Annotated in this window: 21 protein-coding genes; 9 read left to right on the top strand and 12 right to left on the bottom strand. The window is 54.0% G+C overall.

Annotated elements, in window-relative coordinates:
* A partial coding sequence (locus tag KA369_19170) for a transposase (GenBank protein MBP7738106.1) occupies positions 1-379 on the bottom strand: 379 nt, incomplete at its 3' end.
* A gap of 351 nt (positions 380-730) precedes the next feature.
* Between KA369_19170 and KA369_19165 the strand changes: the two genes are divergently transcribed.
* The 5 genes from KA369_19165 to KA369_19145 all read left to right on the top strand — a co-directional run bounded on the left by KA369_19165 (position 731) and on the right by KA369_19145 (position 5,195).
* Positions 731-2,590 carry a hypothetical protein gene (locus tag KA369_19165; protein MBP7738105.1) on the top strand — a complete coding sequence of 620 codons (1,860 nt, stop codon included), beginning with the start codon at positions 731-733 and terminating at the stop codon, positions 2,588-2,590.
* A gap of 125 nt (positions 2,591-2,715) precedes the next feature.
* Positions 2,716-2,886 carry a Trm112 family protein gene (locus KA369_19160; protein MBP7738104.1) on the top strand — a complete coding sequence of 57 codons (171 nt, stop codon included), beginning with the start codon at positions 2,716-2,718 and terminating at the stop codon, positions 2,884-2,886.
* A 201-nt stretch (positions 2,887-3,087) separates the two neighbouring features.
* Positions 3,088-4,218 carry a SurA N-terminal domain-containing protein gene (locus KA369_19155; GenBank protein MBP7738103.1) on the top strand — a complete coding sequence of 377 codons (1,131 nt, stop codon included), beginning with the start codon at positions 3,088-3,090 and terminating at the stop codon, positions 4,216-4,218.
* A gap of 61 nt (positions 4,219-4,279) precedes the next feature.
* The gene (locus KA369_19150) at positions 4,280-4,747 is read left to right on the top strand and encodes a chemotaxis protein CheX (protein ID MBP7738102.1); all 468 of its coding nucleotides are present in this window, start codon (positions 4,280-4,282) and stop codon (positions 4,745-4,747) included.
* Between the two features lie 163 nt (positions 4,748-4,910).
* Positions 4,911-5,195: a hypothetical protein gene (locus KA369_19145; protein MBP7738101.1), complete on the top strand. Its 285-nt coding sequence runs from the start codon at positions 4,911-4,913 to the stop codon at positions 5,193-5,195.
* Positions 5,196-5,207: 12 nt separating this feature from the next.
* On the opposite strand, the gene thyX is transcribed toward KA369_19145, so the two are convergent.
* From thyX to KA369_19130, 3 genes are all read right to left on the bottom strand, one after another.
* Positions 5,208-5,846: an FAD-dependent thymidylate synthase gene (gene thyX / locus KA369_19140; protein MBP7738100.1), complete on the bottom strand. Its 639-nt coding sequence runs from the start codon at positions 5,844-5,846 to the stop codon at positions 5,208-5,210.
* A gap of 24 nt (positions 5,847-5,870) precedes the next feature.
* Positions 5,871-7,064, bottom strand: a complete 1,194-nt coding sequence (locus tag KA369_19135) for an FprA family A-type flavoprotein (GenBank protein ID MBP7738099.1) — start codon at positions 7,062-7,064, stop codon at positions 5,871-5,873.
* 155 nt (positions 7,065-7,219) lie between these two features.
* Positions 7,220-7,825 (bottom strand): hypothetical protein, encoded by a 606-nt coding sequence (locus KA369_19130; GenBank protein ID MBP7738098.1) that lies wholly within the window; start codon positions 7,823-7,825, stop codon positions 7,220-7,222.
* Positions 7,826-8,231: 406 nt separating this feature from the next.
* On the opposite strand from KA369_19130, the gene KA369_19125 reads away from it, so the two are divergent.
* Positions 8,232-9,236 (top strand): tetratricopeptide repeat protein, encoded by a 1,005-nt coding sequence (locus KA369_19125; protein ID MBP7738097.1) that lies wholly within the window; start codon positions 8,232-8,234, stop codon positions 9,234-9,236.
* Between the two features lie 116 nt (positions 9,237-9,352).
* Positions 9,353-9,994 carry a M15 family metallopeptidase gene (locus tag KA369_19120; GenBank protein ID MBP7738096.1) on the top strand — a complete coding sequence of 214 codons (642 nt, stop codon included), beginning with the start codon at positions 9,353-9,355 and terminating at the stop codon, positions 9,992-9,994.
* Positions 9,995-10,003: 9 nt separating this feature from the next.
* Here KA369_19120 and rsxA read toward each other — a convergent pair whose 3' ends face one another.
* From rsxA to KA369_19090, 6 genes are read right to left on the bottom strand one after another with little or no spacing between them, the layout of a single operon-like run.
* The gene (gene rsxA / locus KA369_19115; GenBank protein ID MBP7738095.1) at positions 10,004-10,609 is read right to left on the bottom strand and encodes an electron transport complex subunit RsxA; all 606 of its coding nucleotides are present in this window, start codon (positions 10,607-10,609) and stop codon (positions 10,004-10,006) included.
* Positions 10,610-10,612: 3 nt separating this feature from the next.
* Positions 10,613-11,209 (bottom strand): electron transport complex subunit E, encoded by a 597-nt coding sequence (locus tag KA369_19110; GenBank protein ID MBP7738094.1) that lies wholly within the window; start codon positions 11,207-11,209, stop codon positions 10,613-10,615.
* Positions 11,206-11,925: an FMN-binding protein gene (locus KA369_19105; protein ID MBP7738093.1), complete on the bottom strand. Its 720-nt coding sequence runs from the start codon at positions 11,923-11,925 to the stop codon at positions 11,206-11,208. Before KA369_19105 ends, KA369_19110 begins: the two co-directional genes overlap by 4 nt.
* Positions 11,922-13,034, bottom strand: coding sequence for an RnfABCDGE type electron transport complex subunit D (locus KA369_19100; GenBank protein ID MBP7738092.1), 1,113 nt, complete (start codon positions 13,032-13,034; stop codon positions 11,922-11,924). The genes KA369_19105 and KA369_19100 overlap by 4 nt, the downstream gene beginning before the upstream one ends.
* Positions 13,035-13,047: 13 nt before the next feature.
* The gene (gene rsxC / locus KA369_19095; protein ID MBP7738091.1) at positions 13,048-14,364 is read right to left on the bottom strand and encodes an electron transport complex subunit RsxC; all 1,317 of its coding nucleotides are present in this window, start codon (positions 14,362-14,364) and stop codon (positions 13,048-13,050) included.
* Between the two features lie 2 nt (positions 14,365-14,366).
* Positions 14,367-14,648 carry a hypothetical protein gene (locus KA369_19090; GenBank protein ID MBP7738090.1) on the bottom strand — a complete coding sequence of 94 codons (282 nt, stop codon included), beginning with the start codon at positions 14,646-14,648 and terminating at the stop codon, positions 14,367-14,369.
* A 416-nt stretch (positions 14,649-15,064) separates the two neighbouring features.
* On the opposite strand from KA369_19090, the gene KA369_19085 reads away from it, so the two are divergent.
* Entirely contained in the window at positions 15,065-15,646 is a 582-nt protein-coding gene (locus tag KA369_19085) for a tetratricopeptide repeat protein (GenBank protein MBP7738089.1), read from the top strand.
* 252 nt (positions 15,647-15,898) lie between these two features.
* Here the strand turns inward: KA369_19085 and KA369_19080 are convergent, their stop codons facing one another.
* Together KA369_19080 and KA369_19075 are read right to left on the bottom strand one after the other, a co-directional pair.
* Positions 15,899-16,372, bottom strand: a complete 474-nt coding sequence (locus KA369_19080) for a hypothetical protein (protein MBP7738088.1) — start codon at positions 16,370-16,372, stop codon at positions 15,899-15,901.
* A gap of 17 nt (positions 16,373-16,389) precedes the next feature.
* Positions 16,390-17,583 carry a 6-phosphofructokinase gene (locus tag KA369_19075; protein ID MBP7738087.1) on the bottom strand — a complete coding sequence of 398 codons (1,194 nt, stop codon included), beginning with the start codon at positions 17,581-17,583 and terminating at the stop codon, positions 16,390-16,392.
* Positions 17,584-17,768: 185 nt separating this feature from the next.
* On the opposite strand from KA369_19075, the gene KA369_19070 reads away from it, so the two are divergent.
* Entirely contained in the window at positions 17,769-19,079 is a 1,311-nt protein-coding gene (locus KA369_19070) for an ATP-dependent 6-phosphofructokinase (protein ID MBP7738086.1), read from the top strand.
* The last annotated feature ends 13 nt before the right edge of the window (positions 19,080-19,092 follow it).

Below are 19,092 nucleotides of genomic sequence, written 5' to 3'. Positions count from 1 at the left end.
CCGTGTAAAGAAATACATTCCAGAAATAGTGGACAGGATTGGCGGTGCGCTCGATGATCATATTGACAAACCGTTCATTCCAGAAGGGCCCTATTCTATCCATCATCTTGTTGTAGCGCCGGGCGAATTGTGATTTGATGAATTGCATGATACGGGAGATGGTTTCCCCGCCCTTAAGCGTTTTTATGTAAAAATGGAAATGATTATCCATTATTGAATAAGAGACCAGTTCGAAATGATATTTCTCCAGAGCCTCGTTGAGAACATCATGCATCAGATCTTTCATGCTGGATCGTCTCATGAGGGGTTTTCTCTCAATGCACCGCGAAATTGCGTGGTTGTGGGTATCGGGCAGGCATTCTCTGGTTTTTCTGGCCATATGATCCTCTCGTTTCTGGGGTTGTTAACTGGTTAACGAACGGGAGGGGATATTTTTAAAAAAATTTAGGTGGCAATTTAGGGGTCAGAGCAAAAAATGATTAAAAAAAATCAAACTCTAAAAATTTTGGGGTCAGAGTAATAATTACCCGAGTAATAATTTTGGGGGTCAGAGTTAAAAAAATCTACATTGCATATAAAAAATCATATATATAAAAAAATTTTTGTCTCCTTTTTAACTCCAATAACACTTATTAATCAAACAGATAACTATTTTCTTAGTTGCTAACCTTTTATAAAATCAGTATTATATAAAGACATTATTTAGGAATAATGGGTATAAAACCGTATTATGAAAAAACTTTTCCTGCCTGTCGCTCTAACCCTGATTGGTTCAATGACATTTCTAATCAATTGTACTTCCAAGAAATCCGGCTATTCGGCAGATGAGCTATTAACTCTTTGGCAGCTCAGTGATTATTATTCTTTCATCCCAATTGACCCGATAAGCAATACTTATTCAAAACCTACGGTTGGATACGAATATTATCATTTAAGCATCCCGCAGCAAGCGGGCGGACAAAACGTAACCTTTGACTACACCTTTGATCCCAATGGCAGCACGAAGGATGTTTATTTCGTCTTCACCAACACCGACACTACCTACAATACGTCCTTTCCGACGGTCACCAACGATCAAACCGCAACCCAGAGCATAGTCCCTGATACCGCCACATCAAATAAGACACAACTCCTTAACACGGCAAGCGTCGCAGTAAAGGGGAAACCTGAAATAAGCGCATTCAACCGGAACCCCTATGCCTATTTGAATAAAGTCAATCCCGTCAACATGCTTTTAAGCATCGTGCCTTCAACAGAGCCGAAGTATGATACAGCAGGCAATACAGGTACATTCATTATTGATGAGTATGGCAACACTGTAAGCGCCATCTGCAGGTATGTATCTAATCCCACAGTCACGACAAATAATGGGAATAAAAAATTGAATATCTGGGTCGCAAATAATTGTAACAGTTTTATTGACGATCTAGAAGTAGAAAAACTAGCTATAAAATTTCTTAGAAACGAAAGTCTTACCGATTCAACGACCAATACTAATAATGATATATACGATTGGGTCACCGGCATTTTTGGCGCCGAATACGGTAACTCCAATCTCAGTGGATCAGGATGGAGCAGCGTGGCCACAGACGCAAAGGATGTTCTTATTACCCCCAATGATGAAATAACCATACTCCTCTATGACATAGATAATGACACCTCCAGCGGCAATGTTCTCGGCTATTTCTGGGCCAAGGATAATTTCAAAAAATCCTCCATCAGCTATTCCAATGAGCGGATCATGTTCTACATGGACGCCTATATCTATGACAATAGAGTTCCGGCTATTACCAACGGCACCAATGAAATAATCTCCGCTGTGGCCCACGAGCTTCAGCACATGATCCACTTTTACCAGAAGGCGGTTATCCAGACCAACGGCACCGGAACGGAAACCTGGATTGACGAGATGTGCTCCATGGCAGCCGAAGACATGATTGCCTACAAATTACAGGTCAACGGACCGCGGGGCGTTGATTGGAATGTAGCTACAGAAGGATCTTCCGGCAATACGGAAGGAAGGCTTCCACTGTACAATCTGTATAATGACATATCAGTCACAACCTGGTACTCCGGTTCTAGCGCCATCCTGAGCTATTCCATAAACTATGCCCTGGGGGCCTACCTGGCCCGTAATTACGGCGGGGTAAAATTCCTCTATGACATCGTCCATAATACAAAGGTCGATTACACCGCCATTGAATACGCACTCCAGCAGAATGGCTCAAGCGATTCCTTCGCCACCATTCTGAAGAAATGGGGCGTCGCTGTTCTTCTCTCCGATAAAACAGATACGACACTTTTGCCTGGATATATGTATAACAAGGGAAACTGGTTTTCAAGCACATCCCCTCTTACCTCCATCTCTTATCAGGCTGGATCCATCAATCTCTTTAATTACAAATATGTCGACCCAAGAGGAAACTCCCAGAACGGGCCCTACCTGTATGAAGTCGGCGATGCGATGGTCTACCAATCAATGTGGCCCGCATCGAACATTTACTACATAGCGGCGGATAATCTAAGCGCCCCGAAAACCTGGAACATCAGGCTTCGCAGCAAAGTCCACATGACCATTCTGGCGCGGTAAAGATACGGTTGCCGAGCGCAGTCGAGGCACGCTACCGGGTAGACAAGTCAACAGAAACGGTTTTTTTATTGACGTAAATCCTTTCCCCCTCCATAACCGTGCTACAATACGAAACGAGGTCCCCTATGATCGACACCAAGCTCCTTGAGATCCTTGCCTGCCCCGCCTGCCGGGGCGACATCGAATATAACACGAAAGACGAAAAGATCATCTGTACAGAATGCGGCCGGCGCTACCCGGTCAAAGACGGCATCCCCGTGATGCTGGTCGACGAAGCGGAGCCTCCGTCGGAATAATCTCATTGACAAAAAAGCAGGCGATTAATCATTAATAGGGCCCGGAGCGGTTGCAATAGGCCGGATTTCGGGACCTGGACACTCCGCGGGCGGGGGAATCAACACATCGCGGGTCCGGCGGCCCCTTGTTGTAACGGGATGGGTAGTCGCTGCGGTTTTCGGCGGAGTCCGCATATACGTTAATTTATAAAGGAAAGAGTCATGTTCGATTCAAAATCACCGATAGTAAAAATCGTAAGCTATGCCGTCACGGGATTCTTTGTCCTGATCATCATCATATCCTTCGGCATGCCCGATTTCATCTCGCGGATGGGCCTCGACCAGACCGTCGTGGCCATCGTCAACGGCGAAAAGGTAGACCGTATCGACTTTCTCCGGTACCGGGACAGCCGGTTCGGCGAAATGCGCGGCGACAGGAAAATGGACGCCATGGTCCTGTCATACTACATCAACGACGTCCTCCTTCTCCAGGACGCGCGAAAAACAGGCTTCTACGTCACCGACGAAGCGGTCAAGAACTACATCCTGAACATCCCGGGCCTGAAAGACCCCGGCGCGGGGACCCTCAACGCCGAGCGCCTTAATTACTTCCTGGAGCGGATCAACATCAGCTTCAACGACCTCCAGAAGACGATCCGCAAGGACCTTTTGCGGGAGCGCTATATCCAGTTCCTCCGCATGGGCGTAGCCGTTCCCTCTTCCGAGGTCAAGGCGGAGTACCAGGCCGCAAACTCGAAGATCCAGATAAAATACTCCTTCTTGAGCTCCATGGACATGCAGAAGATGCATGGCGCCGATACGGCCGTGACCGATGCGGACATATCCGCCGAGATGGAAAAGAACAAGAATGAAGTGAAGGACCCGAAAACGGACAGGGAGCGCATCAAAAAGAAGCTTGAGACCGCAAAGCTCGGCAAGATTAAAAAAGACATCATTGAACGCGTCAACGCCATTGCCCTCAAGGGCGGCTCCTTTGACGAGGCCCAGGCCGTCCTGAAGGGCGCCGTTACCGTTTCCAGGGTATTCAAGGCCGGGGAGCGCCTTACCGACGACAAGGGCCAGCCCGTCAGCGCCCTGAACAACTCCAAGATATTCCTCGAGGATTTCATGGAAGTGGGCCAGAACAAGACGTCCCGTATCATAACCACCGACGCCGGGCTCTATATCTACACCCCGGTCCAGAGAGACCTCAAAAAGGACGATGCTCCCGACAAGGAACAGGCTGCCATTGCGGGCAACCTGGAGCAGGAAAGCATCCGGATGATCACGGGAAACCTTATGCAGAAGCTCTATGAAGGAGCAAAAATTATAAAAAATTTAAAAACTGATTGATATATAATCAGCGATGTGTTACCTGTACCAGGAACAGCAAGAAAAGAGGATCATTCCATATATGGCCAACATAAACGCCGAATTCGTCAATCCTTTCCTTGAGGCGGCCAGCGCCGTGTTCAAGTCGATACTCAACGTGGACCTGCGGAGGGGCAAGCTCGTCATCAAGGAGAGTCCCATACCTTCACTGGATGTGGCCATCCTTATCGGCATCACCGGCGGGGTCACCGGCGAAGTGGTCTACAGCATGGGCTACAACATGGCATACAAAATCGCTGAAACCCTGGTGCCGGGTCTTAACGAACAGCAGATGAAGCAGGAATACAAGGACGTCATGGGCGAGATGGCGAACATGATCACCGGAAACGCCATGAACCTCTTTGCGACCACCGGCAAGAGCATCAACATGACGACGCCCACCGTTGTGGAGGGAAAAGACTTCACCATCACCCTCATCAAGCAGACCACCCTGGGAATCAATCTCTACAGCCCCATGGGCCAGCTCGAGATGAACGTGGCGCTGAAATAGCGCCGCGTTTTCCGTTTCAAACATCATTTTTCAGAAATTTTTTTCATTATTGCCCCGTGCCGTTTGTTGTTCCCTTTGGGGAGCGGCGGGATAATTTTCACATGGATGAATTATTCTTGACCGGCCCCTCAATCAGCACTATTCTATTGTCATGGGGAAAAGAATGCCAAAAACAGCGGTCAAAACACCCTCCTTTGATGAGTATAAATCCATCAAGGACGAGATAATCGAGATCAGCGAGCTCCGGTTCGAAAACCTGCTCACCAAAAAGCTGGATCTATTCAGGCGTGAATTCAAGAAAGAGCTGATGGACGAATTAAGCCCCCGTTTCGAGGCCATTGATTCAAAATTCGAAACCCTCAAGTGGTCGGTCTGGTCCCTTCCCCTCGTCATGACCGTGCTTATGGCGTTGTTCACGCTGCTTCTGAAGTACGTTGTGAAAATCTGAGGCCGGCACTATTCAGGCGAGCTCCGACCGCGCCGTCATCGTCTCTTCATCAATGACAAAATCTCCGAACACCGCCGGGGCTTCCTTCTGAAGGGCCTTCAGCATAGCAGCGCAGACCCGCCGGATCTCCCACTGGGCGCTCCGGTCGAGGCGGAGTGCGAGTATGGTGCGCAGCTCCCTGAAATTTGCGGAGAACACGATCTGGCTCTCCGACGCGTTGGGGAGGACGAAGCGCGCGTCTTCCTTCCGTATCCCCCTGTCCCTGAGAAGCCGGTAGGTCTCTTCCGCGCGGGCCATGAAGTCCCTGAATATGCCGGCGGCCTCCGCGTCGGCCAGGATCGAGTCCGGGATCACGTAATTGAAGCCTGCCTCGTCCACGTAGCGCTGGGACTGCTGGGAAAAGCTGGCCAGGCGGTGCCGCACCAGCTGGTGGGTGAAGGAGCGGGAGGCGCCGGTGATGCGAAACGACGCCGCAGCGTGCTCCAGGATGGAATGGTGGCCGCGCCTGATGCAGTTGCGGATGAAGCTCTTCTCGCTCCCCTCGGCGATGCGGTCGAGGGACAGGTAGCAGGTGCGGCCCGCCTCCTCGATGAGCTTCTCCGCGTTCGGCGTGATCGCCAGGAGCGTCACGGTCGGTTTGGTAAGTTCCATTGCCCCCCCCTATACGGCGCTTTTTTACATAACGGCCCCGGCGATCCGCCTGCCCAGCTCATACCCCCGGGCGATCGTATCGGCGTCCGCCGCCCCGGCAAACTCAAGGGTTTCCAGGAATTCCCACGTCAGCGGCTCCGTTATTTCCAGCGTCTTTTTCAATGCCCCCTTGCTCCATCCATAGCTCCCGAAATACACCGCCTTTTTATTCTTGATGCTCTTCAGCGCGGCCTTCTCCAGAACGGTGGTCATGTATGGAAAGAGCGAGGCCTCATAGGTGGGTGCGCCGACGACAACGCCCCTGTTCGCGAGCAGCGCGGGAAGCATGTAGGAGGTGTGCGTCCGGGCGACGTCGAATATCTCGGGGGTTATGCCCGCCGCCGCGATGCCTTCCGCGACCGCGTTCATCATGACCTCCGTGTTCCCGTACATGGTCCCGTACAGGAGCGTGACCCCCTTCTCTCCGCCGGTCGCGCTGTAATCGGCCCACCTGGAGTAGAGCTCGATTATTCTTGACGGGGATTTACGCCACACGAGACCGTGGGACGGCGCGATACAGCCGACTTCCAGGCCCCCGAGCTTTTTGATGGCGTTCTTCACGGGCGTCGCGAACTTCGCCACGATATTGGCGTAATAGCGCAGCGATTCCTTTTCATAGTAATCGAGATTCAGGCACTCGTCGTCAAACAACGATCCCTGCAGCGCGCCGTATCCCCCGAAGGCGTCGCATGAAAACAGCACCTTCGTTTTAGGATCGTACGTCACCATCGTTTCCGGCCAGTGCACGAAGGGAACATGGTGAAACGACAGCTTTCGCGAGCCGATATCGAGGGTTTCGCCGTCCCCTACCTGCCGGATGCCCTCCTTGATGCCGTAATAATCGGAAAGCATCTGCACGGCCTTGGGAGCGCAGAGGATCTCCGCTTTCGGCGCGAGCATTCTCAGGGTCCGTATGACGCCGGTATGGTCCGGCTCCATGTGATTGAGCACTATGTAATCTATCGCGGAGGGAGGGAAGATTCCGGCTATCTGATTCAGGAAATCGTCCGTCTTGAATGCCTTCGCGAGATCGATCAGAACATTCTTTTCATCCTTGATGGCATATGAATTGTAGGATATTCCCGTATTATCAATGGGCCACAATCCTTCAAACAGGTCGGTGGTCCTGTCGTTCACGCCGACCCAGTAAATATCATCGGCAAGCTTGATTTCTCTCATGATAAACCTCCATGATATTTCATGGAGGTTCCAAGCCGCGTCCCCTGTCCAGCCCTTTTTATGCTCCGACGGTCTTTTCCATGCCTGGCAACCCGGTTAATTCAGACCCCACCGGTTCCTATGATCTTCCCTGCTCGGGAATGGAACCGCCTCATCTAGAAGCATAAAACCACGAGCGATATCATCATCACCGCTCCCGATCCTGCTCCTGCCCAGGTGTGGTGGACATAGTTGTTCCTTGACGATTTATGTTCATTCCGCCGGTCAATCTTCGCGGAAATGATTGAACCGATAAAACCGGTGGTGGAAACAATCCCCAGGATGGCGTGGGCGTTATACTTCGCCATGCCTTTGTCGAGGCTGAATATATTCCCGTACTGCACGAATCCCGAGGTGCATGCCCCGATGGCCAGGGCGGCGGTCCCGTAGGATGCCACCGAGTGAACAACCTGCCGGGCGTGAGAAGGCACCCTGCCCCTTTCGCGGTCGACGCGGTCAATGATCCCGGTGGTCATTGCCGCAAGGCCGAACGCAAGGGTGGAGTACCCGAATATCTTATGCACCGGCAGGGAAGTGGAGGGCACGCCTCCGCTCTTCGCTTCTCCCGGCGCAGGAAGCCTGTTTTCCGCAAAGTAATAATATTCATTTTGCTTGTAAAGATGATCGCCAAAACCAGCGGCACATACCCCCTCTGCCTGAATGAACAGTACGGTTCCCAGTGCCAGCAGCGTGATGATACAGATGTTTTTTCCTTTTTTCATTTCCTTTTCATCCTCAATTTTAATCCATGCAACTCATACAAGATACGGTCTTTGATGATGCCGTTATAAATGGATAAGAGCACGGTGAATGAAAACCCAACCTGGATATCTGTTTTTATTAATATACACAGAAAGAGGGGATCTGCAATTAACAAAAGTTAAAAGCATTAAATAAAATGAAATCCCTCCCCTCCACTGTTCAGGTCCCCCCTTTCCATGGGGCATGTGCCTGCCGTGAAAAGCCGATGTCGCACAGGATCCGGCACTCCAGGTAAAGACACTTCAAAGATCGGCCTGAATTCGCACTGTTCATCACTGCCGTAATTCTCTTGACTCCCCGTATCGACATCACTATTCTATAATGATTCCGGGAATCATCCCGATGAAGGTGGAGCAGGAAAATATAATGACACGATTCCATGCCTTATTACTGCTATTCATAGTCCTCGTTGCACATCATACGGGGGAAGCCACGGCGGCATCCAATGACAGTATCGAAAAAAAGGCCGGCAGCTACAACAGGCTCGGCCTCGAAAAGATTAAAGAAAATAAATATGAAGAAGCGGTGCAATGCTTCGACAAGGTGATTGCATTGAAGCCTGGTGACGCGTCCGCATGGAACAGCAAGGGTTACGCGTTGAATAAATTGCATAATACCAGCGCCCTGGCATGCTACCAGAAGGCCGTTGCCCTGGACCCGGGGTATGCGGAAGCGTGGCTCAACCTGGCCTATTATTACATGCAATTCGGCAGCTATAACGAAGAATATTTCAGCAAGGCCATAAAGCTGAAACCGGACTTCGCAGAGGCATGGGCTGGCAGGGGGATCAACATCCTCATGCTGATTGAGAACAGCGGCTGGGCCCTGAGCAATAACCAGGGCGAAAAAGAAGAAGCGAGAAAATACGCAAATGAAGCGATCGGCTGCTTCGACAAAGCCATTCAATTGAAGCCGGGTTATGCCGAAGCCTGGAAATACAAGGGAGACTGCTACTTCATGATTGCCGAGACGAAAATCGGCAGAAAGGATATTAAGACATACTATGAAGAGGCGATACAATTCTACGCCAAAGCCGGGGACCTGCAGCCGGATACCATAAATGATTATGTGCTGGAGAACATGGGGGTTTCCCATGACAGTCTTGGCCGATATGATAAAGCCCTTGCGTGCTTCAAGAGGGTGAAGAGGGGGAGAAATCTCGCATATCGCATGGGAATAACATACCTCCATCTTGAAAGATACAGGGAGGCGATACAATGCTTCGATGCAATACTGGAACAGCACGGAGAGATGCATGAAAGAGTTAAGGTCCTGAATGAAAAAGGAAGAGCCCTGAAGGCCCTGGGTAAAAATGAAGATGCGAAAAAATGCTTTGATGAGGCCTTAAAAACAGAACATCAATTACGGTAAGGGAGCTGTTTCCCGCTCCAGGCCTGCTCAATGCAAGGAATTGCTCAGCCAGTACCGTCCAGGAGCTTTTCACCGATATTTGGTTGGCATGTACAATCCTTAAGCCGCGGGTGAATATGAAAACTACAATTATCATTACGTTATTGACGGCCGCTCATTTCTTATTATCCTGTTCCTCTGATGATCCTGAAAGCGGCGCCGCAAAAAGGTTCAAGGTTCCGGTAGACTTTACGGAGGTCCATGGCAATAATTTTTTAGTGGATTTGAAATATAATACAGACAGGAACTTCATGGGCCGGAATCTCTACGGAGAATTTGGTGTCACCAGGTGCTATCTTCACAAGGAGCTCTCCGCCAGGCTTGAAAAGGCGGCAGCCATGCTGGCAAAGAAAGGGTACAAGGTTGTTCTATGGGATTGTTACCGGCCCCTGGCCGTTCAATATGCCATGTGGAAGGTGATGCCGGATCCGAACTATGTAGCGGACCCGGCAAAGGGATCCAATCACAACAGGGGCATTGCCGTGGATTGTTCAATCGTTGACGGCAAGGGTCGGACTGTTCCCATGCCCTCTGAATTCGACGAGTTCTCAGAAAAGGCTTCTATACGTTACCAATGCAAAGCAAGCGAACAATGTAAATGCGAGAACAGGGAGATTCTTGGAACGACCATGGAAGCCGCGGGAATCTCACGGTTTCCGTCGGAATGGTGGCACTTTCAGCTGGCCGATCCAGCCCGGTATCCAATAATAAAAGATTAATTCTGCAATCTAGATCTTCATCCCCGAAAAGCCGTAAAACGCCAGTGCCAGCAGCCCGGCGGTTATGAAGGTGATGGGTACACCCTTCAGGTTCTCCGGAATGTCGGCCAGTTCCAGGCGCTCCCGTATCCCCGCCATGATGACCAGGGCCAGTGTGAAGCCCACACCGCCGCCGAACCCCTGGATCACGCTCTTCAGCAGGCCCATGGAAACATTCGGCTCCGCGAAGCCGGAAGAGAGGTTGAGGACCGCCACGCCCAGCACCGCGCAGTTGGTGGTGATCAGGGGCAGGAATATTCCCAGGGCCCGGTAAAGCGCCGGGGATGTCTTCTCGATGACCATCTCCACCAGCTGCACCAGGGCCGCGATGACCAGGATGAAGACGATGGTGGTCAGGTACGTCAGGCCGTAGGGCGCCAGCAGGTATTTGTAGATAGGATAGGTTATGAACGAGGTCAGGGTCATGACGAAGGTGACCGCCAGGCCCATGCCTATGGCCGAGTCAAGCTTCTTGGAAACGCCCAGGAAGGGGCAGAGCCCCAGGAGCCGCGCCAGCACGTAGTTGTTGATGAAGATGGTGCTGAGCAGTATGGTGACGAATATCTTTATCTCCATGGCCTATTTCCTTTTTGACCGTGAATTGATTGCGTTCATGGCCCAGAGCATGAGGGCCAGCACAAAAAAGGCCCCCGGCGCCATGACCATAGCCGTCGCCGGCTCCATGCCCGGTATCAGGGTATAGCCGAAGAGGGTGTTGGCCCCGAGGACCTCCCGCACGGCCGCCAGGATCGTCAGGGTGAGGCCGAAGCCGATCCCCATGCCGATTCCGTCCAGGACCGAGAGGATTATGCCGTTCTTCTGGGCGAACTCCTCGGCCCGTCCCAGGATGATGCAGTTGACCACGATGAGGGGGATGAAGATTCCCAGGGAGCGGTACACCTCGGGCCGGTAGGCGTTGAGGAGCAGGTCCACCACGGTGACGAAGGTCGCTATGATGGTGATGAAGATCGGTATCCGCAGGTGGCCGGGCACTATCTTCCGTATCGACGAGATGAGGAGGTTGGAGCAGACCAGGACGAAGGTGGCGGCCAGGGTCATCCAGAGGGCGTTGGACAGGGACGTGGATACCGCCAGCGTGGGACAGAAGGCCAGCCCGATGACGAGCTGGGGATTGCGCGACCATATTCCCTTGACCAATTCCTTCCAGTATCTCATCTGGCGCCCCCGCCCGGTGCCGGCGCTGAAAGGGCGCGGGCTTTCTGGAGCTTCGTCATGGCCGCCTCGACGCCGGCGATCACCGCCGTTGATGTAATCATCGCCCCCGTTATCGCCGAAATGGCGTTTTTCTCGATGAGGCTTTCGCGCATGTTGGGGTTCCACACGCCGCGTCTCATGAAACCGATCTTCCTGTTCGTGTCCAGGCCTTCGAACTGTTTCTGGAACCAGGGTATCCGCACTTCGTCGGGCAAGTCCCTCACCGGGATGCCGCCCCGTACATGGTCCCAGAGGGTCTCGCGGCTGGCCACTTCCACGCACCGCGCCCCGAGGCCAGGCGTTTCGGTCTGGCCGATGATGGTGAGGCCCATGATTTTCCCGGCTTCGTCAACGCCCGCCATGAATTCTATATCGCCGCTGTAACCGTGGCTTTTCGTGACAAAGGCGAATCCTTTCACGATCTTTTCTTTCAAGATGGCGTCTTCAACCTTCTTCTCCCCTTCCCACCAGGTGAATTCCCTGCCGTCCACCTTCGTTTTCCGCTCCGCCCCCACGGCGAAGCCGGGGAGCACCAGGGCCAGGGCCTGCTCCTTCTTCTCCCTTGCCCGGCTGGCGATGGCGGGCGCGGTGAGCCTCTCAACGTGGGACAGCATGAAGACGCAGACCAGGGCGATGGCCGTCAGTATGACCGTGGGTTTTACGATATCCTTCATCATTTCGCCGCCGCCGCGAGTTTCTTTCTTTCGCGCAGGCCGAAGACCCGCGGCTTCGTGTACCGGTCGATGAGGGGAACGAAGGCGTTCATGATCAGGATGGCGTAGGAAACGCCCTCAGGGTATCCGCCCCACTGGCGGATGACGAAGGTCAGGAGCCCGCACCCGGCGCCGAAGATCAGCATCCCCTTTTTCGACACCGGCGACGTGACCATGTCGGTGGCCATGAAGAAGGCCCCCAGGATGAGGCCGCCGGACAGGACCTGGTAGAGGGCCATCAGGTGCGGCTCTGGGAAGCCCGCAAGGTAGTGATACCCGGCCGCTGCGGCGGCCACGGTGCCGATGAAGGACACCGGAATGTGCCAGGTGATGATTTTCCGTATCATGAGAAAGAGCCCCCCGGCCAGAAGAAGCAGGGCCGATGTCTCGCCGATGGACCCCCCCACGGTTCCCAGGAAGAGCGACCTGAGCATGTCCGGCGAGAGGACCATGTCATAGAGCTTCGACAGGGCGACATGGTTGTCCGACAGGATCTTCGGCCCCTCCTTCATGAGGGTGAGGGGCGTCGCCCCGGTGAGGGCGTCGAACAGGGCCGGGGAGAGCTCCGCGCTGTTCTGCGCGTTCTGCATCAGGACATTATGCTCGCCGAAGCGGTGCCATGACGTGGTCATGTGCACCGGCCACGAGGCCAGGAGAAAGGCCCGGGCCGCCAGGGCCGGGTTGAAGATGTTGAACCCGAGGCCGCCGAAGAGGTGCTTGACGATGATCATGGCGAAAACGGACCCGATGGCCGCCATCCAGAGGGGCGCCCCGGGCGGAATGTTCATGGCCAAGAGAAGCCCCGTGATCACGGCCGATCCGTCATGGGCCGTAAGGCGCTTCCGCAGCAGAAGCTGCATCAGCGCCTCGGCGGCGACCGCCGCGGCGACGGACACCGCCATCAGCTTCAGGGCCGGCATGCCAAAGTGGTACACGGCAAAGGCCACCGCGGGCAAGAGGGCGGCGATCACGGACCACATTATCTTCGGTATCGATTCGCCGGAACGGATGTGGGGAGCGCCGGTCATGACCGGCAGCTTTTTCATGGTTTCTTTTATTTTCTTATCTGCCATGGCGTCACCGGGTTCAGGCGCTGGCCTTCAATCTCTGCTGGACCAGCTTTATAAAATGGCTCAGGGGCCGCCGCGCGGGGCACACGTAGCTGCAGGAGCCGCACATGATGCAATCGAAGGGATGGAGATTTCCGGCGAGGTCAAGGCGGTTCTTTTCAGCGGAGGCGCCGAGCTCGTTGGGAAGCAGCCCCATGGGGCAGACGGTCACGCATCGCCCGCAGCGAATGCAGGGGGAGTAATCCGAGGCCGCCGCTTCTTTCCCGGCAATGAACAGTATGCCGGAGGTGCCCTTCACCACCGGGAAATCAAGGGAGTGAACGCTGACGCCGCAGAGGGGACCGCCCATGATGATCCGCGTCGGCTCCTCCGTGAGGCCCCCGCACTCCTCAACGATGTCTGTTAAGCGGGTGCCGATGCGCACCTTGTAATTGCCGGGATTTTTAATTGCGTTACCCGATACGGTGACGTAGCGGGAAAAGAGGGGACGATTAAAGAGGACCGCTTCGCGGATCGCAAAAAGAGTACCCGCGTTCTGCACGATAACGCCGGCGTCCATCGGCAGCCCCCCTGAAGGGACACGCCGCCGTAGGATGCCGTAGATCAGCTGCTTTTCAGCACCCTGGGGGTATATGGTCCTGAGCTTTTGTATGCCGATGGATTCCCGCGCGGGCCCGTCATTGAGGCACTTTTTCAGCGCCTCGATGGCCTCCTTCTTGTTTCCCTCCACGCCGATGACCGCTCTCTGGATGCCCAGGGCCTTCAGGGCGATCCGGGTCCCCTCGATGACGGCCTCCGGGAAGCTCCGCATCAGCATATCGTCCACGGTAAGGTAGGGCTCGCATTCCGCGCCGTTCACGATGAGGGTGTCGATCTTCTTTTCCGGCGGCGGCGACAGCTTCACCGCCGTGGGAAAGGCGGCGCCACCCAGGCCCACGATGCCGGCCTCCCTGATGATGGCGCACAGCTCCGGGCCGGTGAGGACCGTCCAGTTCGCCGCCACCTGGGGCTTTGCCGAGGAGGTAAAAGACCCTTCGGCCTCGATGATGACTGCTTGCTGCGGCCCATACACGGTGGGAACCGGCGCGATATCGACCACCTTGCCCGGGATCGACGAATGCACGTTGGCGCTGATGACGCCCTTGGCCCGGCCGATGAGCTGGCCCTCGGAGACGATCTCTCCTGCGGAAACAGCCGGCTCTGCGGGGGCGCCCACATGCTGCTGGAGGGGTATGGAGCAGGCATGGGGTATCGGAAGATTTATGAATTTCAGGTCCTGAGTAATGCTTTTATGTCCGGGCGGGTGTATGCCACCGCCAAAACGCGAAAACATCGCTATACATCCTTGGTGGAGTATATCTCATCCTTAATCGGCAGCTCTTTTCTGAGGTTTTTTATGTACGGGAACAGTTCTCCTGATTCCGTGTAGTATTCGCAGTCGTCCATGATCCTGCGCGCCACGGTAAAAAACTTGTACAGCTTCTCTTCTCCCGACCGCTTGACCCATTTTTTCTTGAGGCACTTGACCCGCAGGACATAGCGGTCCGGTTCGGATTCATATTGCCGTATCACTATGCAGTGCTGGCAGTTTGCGCAAAATATCTTCTCTTTTGGCATTCGAGGACTCCTTTGGTTATTACTCTTCGCTGTGACTATTGCAGTGCAAATTCAGCCGCCGGCGGGCGAACGCTCATCCCGCCCCATGCCGCCGCTATCCTTTTCTATCTGAAGGCCTGACGGATCGTATTCCGGTTTTGCTCTTGAATTTTTCAATAAGAAATATTACCGGAAATCAGTCAAGTAGTTTTTTCGTTCTATCTCTTCGACCGGCCTGGGGCATCTTTTTCCCGGGTCTTTCAATAGGCCTCCATCATGTCTCTGGCAAACTTTTCCTCTCTCAGTGTTACGGGGAGGGTGACCGTGGGAGTGAGATCGTTACCTGTGTCGGCCCCATGGGTGCGGGAAAATATTTTTTCTTGACATAAACCATCTTCGGCAATAGTGTCAAAAAAGAGAGCAAAAGACATAATGTTATGACCGTGTCAGACAATCAACGATCGAACACCCGGGTTCAGAAGAAGATCAACTCCCTTGTCCTCAAGGAGATGCAGATCGGTTTGGAAGAGTTGAGCGAGCTGCGGGAGAATCCCGCCCTCCTCATCGATACCGGCTATGAATATGTCGAGATGGGCGATTTCGACAAGGCCCTCAAGCTCTTCAGCATCGGCGCTATGCTCGACGGCACGGACCCGGATATACTGAACGGCCTCGGCATCACCCTCTGCGAGCTGGGAAAATTCAAGAAATCGAAGCAGGTCCTGGAGCGCTCCATCAAGCTGAATCCCCATGACGCCGTGACCCTGGCCAACCTGGCCGGCGTGTGCTGGGAGATGGGGGAGCCGGAGCAGGCGATCTTCTACTACACCAAGTCCCTTGAGATCAACCAGGACATTGAGGAGATCCACTTCAATCTCATCAATCTTTACATTGAGAGCGGCGCCCTCTACATGGCCTACATCGCCTGCATCACCTTCATCGAGCGATTCCCCGACGACGGGGAGGCAAAGGAGCTCATGGAGGAGATCATACTGAACCTCGCCATATCGATGTACTGAGAAGCAAATCCTCTGTCGTTAAACCCCTCATCCCCCAGCCCCTTCTCCCATTGAGAAATGAATAAAGGAGAAGGGGGGAAATTGAGATAAGCCATTAACCAGGAAGCCCTCTCCTTTTTTCCATTCTTAATGGGAGGCAGCATCTTGTACATCCATGCACGATGCTGCATGCGCGACATCCTGTCGCTTAGTGCGCGCGGAGCGCGGGTGAGGGATTGCTGCAAAAGATACTTCATCTGGCTGGTGGAAAAATCAGTACTTCCTCTTTATTCTCTGGATATACTCCGCGGCGCTCCCCTTTTCGCGGCCGCGCAGTGCCTGGCGTATCTCGTCCTCCAGGTCGATCTTCCACGAGCCGCCTTCCTTGAGCAGATTGAAATCCATCTCGAAGCCGATCATGTTTTCGACAGGGTGCCCGGTGTAGCGGATGCGGATCGAGCCGCGGGAGCCGTCGTTTTTCCGGGAAAGCTCGTCCCAGGCGGTCTTTTCATTGAAGAGGGGAAGGATTCTGAGCCTCTCCTTTTCGCTGATAACGCCGCCCTTCACCGCCTCGTCGATGGCGTCGACGGTGCCGTCTGTGTAGTACGGCTTCGCCTCGCTGAAATCGCGCGCCTGTTTAAGCTTTTCAAAGACGCCGCCGAAGCTCGTCGACACCTTCCCGCGGGAACAGGATACCCCGGCAAGGGTCAGGGCCGTCATCGCGATAAGGAACAGTGCACGCCTCATGATGTCACCGCCTGGCCTCATTCGAAGATATTGGTGTACTGGAGCCTGTTTTTCATGTTGAAAAAATCGCTTCCCCGCGGGACATCGCGCAGCCTGGTCAGCAGCGTGTCCTTGTCGATCAGATCGGAAAAAGGCACCGCCTTCAGGTCGAAATTGTCCGTAACGGAGACCATGATGCCGAAATTGCCGTCCACGAAGTACCTGGCCGCGCCGTAGCCGAGCATGCTTCCCATGACCACGTCAAAGGCCGTGGGATAGGCTGAGCGGATCTCGTAACCCACCTGCTTCGGGGTTATCTTCACATCGAGGCCGGTCTTGTCCTTGTAGCGCTCCTTCACGTGCTCCGCCAGGATGGTCGATATCTTCGCCTCCCCGAGACGGATGTTGCCATGCTTGTCAGTGGCCTTAGGCTTGAGCTCATCCGGGAGCTTGTCCACGATCCCCTCGGAAATGGCGATGACGCCATAGGGCTTCTGGTCGTTCTCGCGGGCAATGATGATATCGGTTATCTTTTCGACGAGGTGCTCCAGGTTCAGCACGCTTTCCTCTATGTCCTCGGAGGATATCATCAGGATCGCCTCCGATGCGATGCCCGCGGCGTAGGTGATCCACCCGGACTTCCTTCCCATGAGCTCCACGATAAAAAAGCTGTCCGTCGCCTGGGCGTCGGCCTTCAGGTTCAAAAGAATTTTCTGCGCCACGTCCACCGCGGTCCAGTAGCCGAAGGTCCACGGTATGCCGTAGTAGTCGTTGTCGATGGTCTTGGGGATGTGGATCACCGGGAAGCCCATGAGCCAGAGGTAGTTGGCGGTCTTGAGCGTATCGTCGCCGCCGATGGACACCAGGGCGCCGATCTCCAGGTGCTCGAAGGCGTCGAGGATGTTCCTGAGGCGGGCGTTTTTCTCCGGGTTGTTCAGGTCTTCCATGGTCTTGATGTCCTTGCCCGGGTTGGCCCGGGACGTGCGCAGGAAAATCCCGCTCCTGTTTCTCGCCTTGGTGATGTCGTAGGTGATGGTGCCGTAATGGACGTCCTTCCGGAGCTTCGGATAGCTCTTGTTGAAGTCCTGGAGGAACTCATAGCCCCGCATGATGCCGATGACCGGGACATGGTTGTCAAGGAAATTGAGGGCCACCGACGATATGACCGCGTTCGCGCTCGGAGCCGGCCCGCCCGAAAAGAGGACGCCTACCCTGTTGTATTTCGGTTTCATGTTTCCACCCCGGAAAAAAATTAATCTGTACTCTCAAACAAAAATTCCACCCTGTCAAGCACATTCATCTTTTTTAGCCCGGGCCCGGATTCCGGTTTTTTTCTTGATTATTTTGCGATCGGGACTGATGATCTCTTGACTGAATAACACCGGGGCCAAACCCCGCACAAACAGGGAGGAATCACATGGATTTTACCATAAAAAACCTGGGAGCACGAACCGTGCCATCGCCCCTGGTTGATATCTACCAGTTCCAGGATACATCCTTTGGTAGAGACGAGGATCGCATGATTTTCAATCCGCTTATGGTAAATAACGATACCTCCTGCCTCAAGACGGACCAGAGCTTCGAACTGGCCGGGCCGCGGAAATCGATCTATTTCGAGCCCCCAAAGGTCCGGTCGGCCATTGTCACCTGCGGCGGCCTTTGCCCGGGCATCAACGATGTCATCCGGTCCATCGTCATGGAGTCGTATTACCGTTATGGCGTCCGCTCGATCATCGGCATCCGCTACGGCTACAGCGGCCTTGACCCTGAAAAGGGATACGATCCGGTGGAACTCACCCCCGATCTTGTGGAGGACATCCACCTGGAGGGGGGCACCATTCTCGGCTCTTCCCGGGGAGGCACCGAGGATATGGAACGCCTGGTCGAGACCCTTTACCGCCTTAAGATCAATATCCTGTACACGATCGGCGGTGACGGGACCCTGCGGGGCGCCCATAAAATAGCGGAGATAGCCCTTGGCCGCGGCATGGACCTCGCCGTGGTGGGCGTGCCCAAGACGATCGACAATGATATCAGCTTTGTTCAGCGCACCTTCGGGTTCGAAACCGCCTATTCCAAAGCGGTGGATTCGATCTACACCGCCCACATCGAATCAAAGGGAGCCCCCAACGGCATCGGCCTGGTTAAGCTCATGGGACGCCATTCAGGCTTTATCGCCGCGCACACGTGCCTGGCCATGAACGACGCCAACTTTATCCTGGTCCCGGAGGTTCCCTTTGATCTCCATGGGGACAACGGCTTCCTGGTCCATCTTAAAAACAGGATGCTCAAACGCCATCACGCGGTCATCTGCGTCGCCGAGGGAGCCGGCCAGGACCTGCTGGAAAAAGACATGGCCTCCCGGAAGCATGACGCCTCCGGCAATGTCAAGCTGGAGGATATCGGTATTTTTTTAAAAAATGAAATTAACCGGCACTTCGAAAAAGAAGGAATAGAGATCAACCTGAAGTATATAGATCCGAGCTACATAATACGGAGCGCGCCGCCGGTGCCCAATGATTCCATCTTCTGCGCCCAGCTGGGGCAGTTCGCCGTTCACGCCGGCATGGCCGGAAAAACCGACATGGTCATCGGCCTCTGGAACAATATATACACCCATGTGCCCATCGAACTGGCGGTATCACAAAGGAAAGTGATCGATCCGGCCTCGCGGTTCTGGCACTCCGTGATCGATGCCACGGGACAGCCCCTGTCGATGAAGAATTAGCCGCAGCCGAATC

This window comes from Spirochaetota bacterium, from assembly GCA_017999915.1.
GTDB lineage: Bacteria > Spirochaetota > UBA4802 > UBA4802 > UBA5550 > RBG-16-49-21.
Note: the sequence above shows the minus strand (reverse complement) of the source record. Positions and strands in the feature narration are given on the sequence as shown.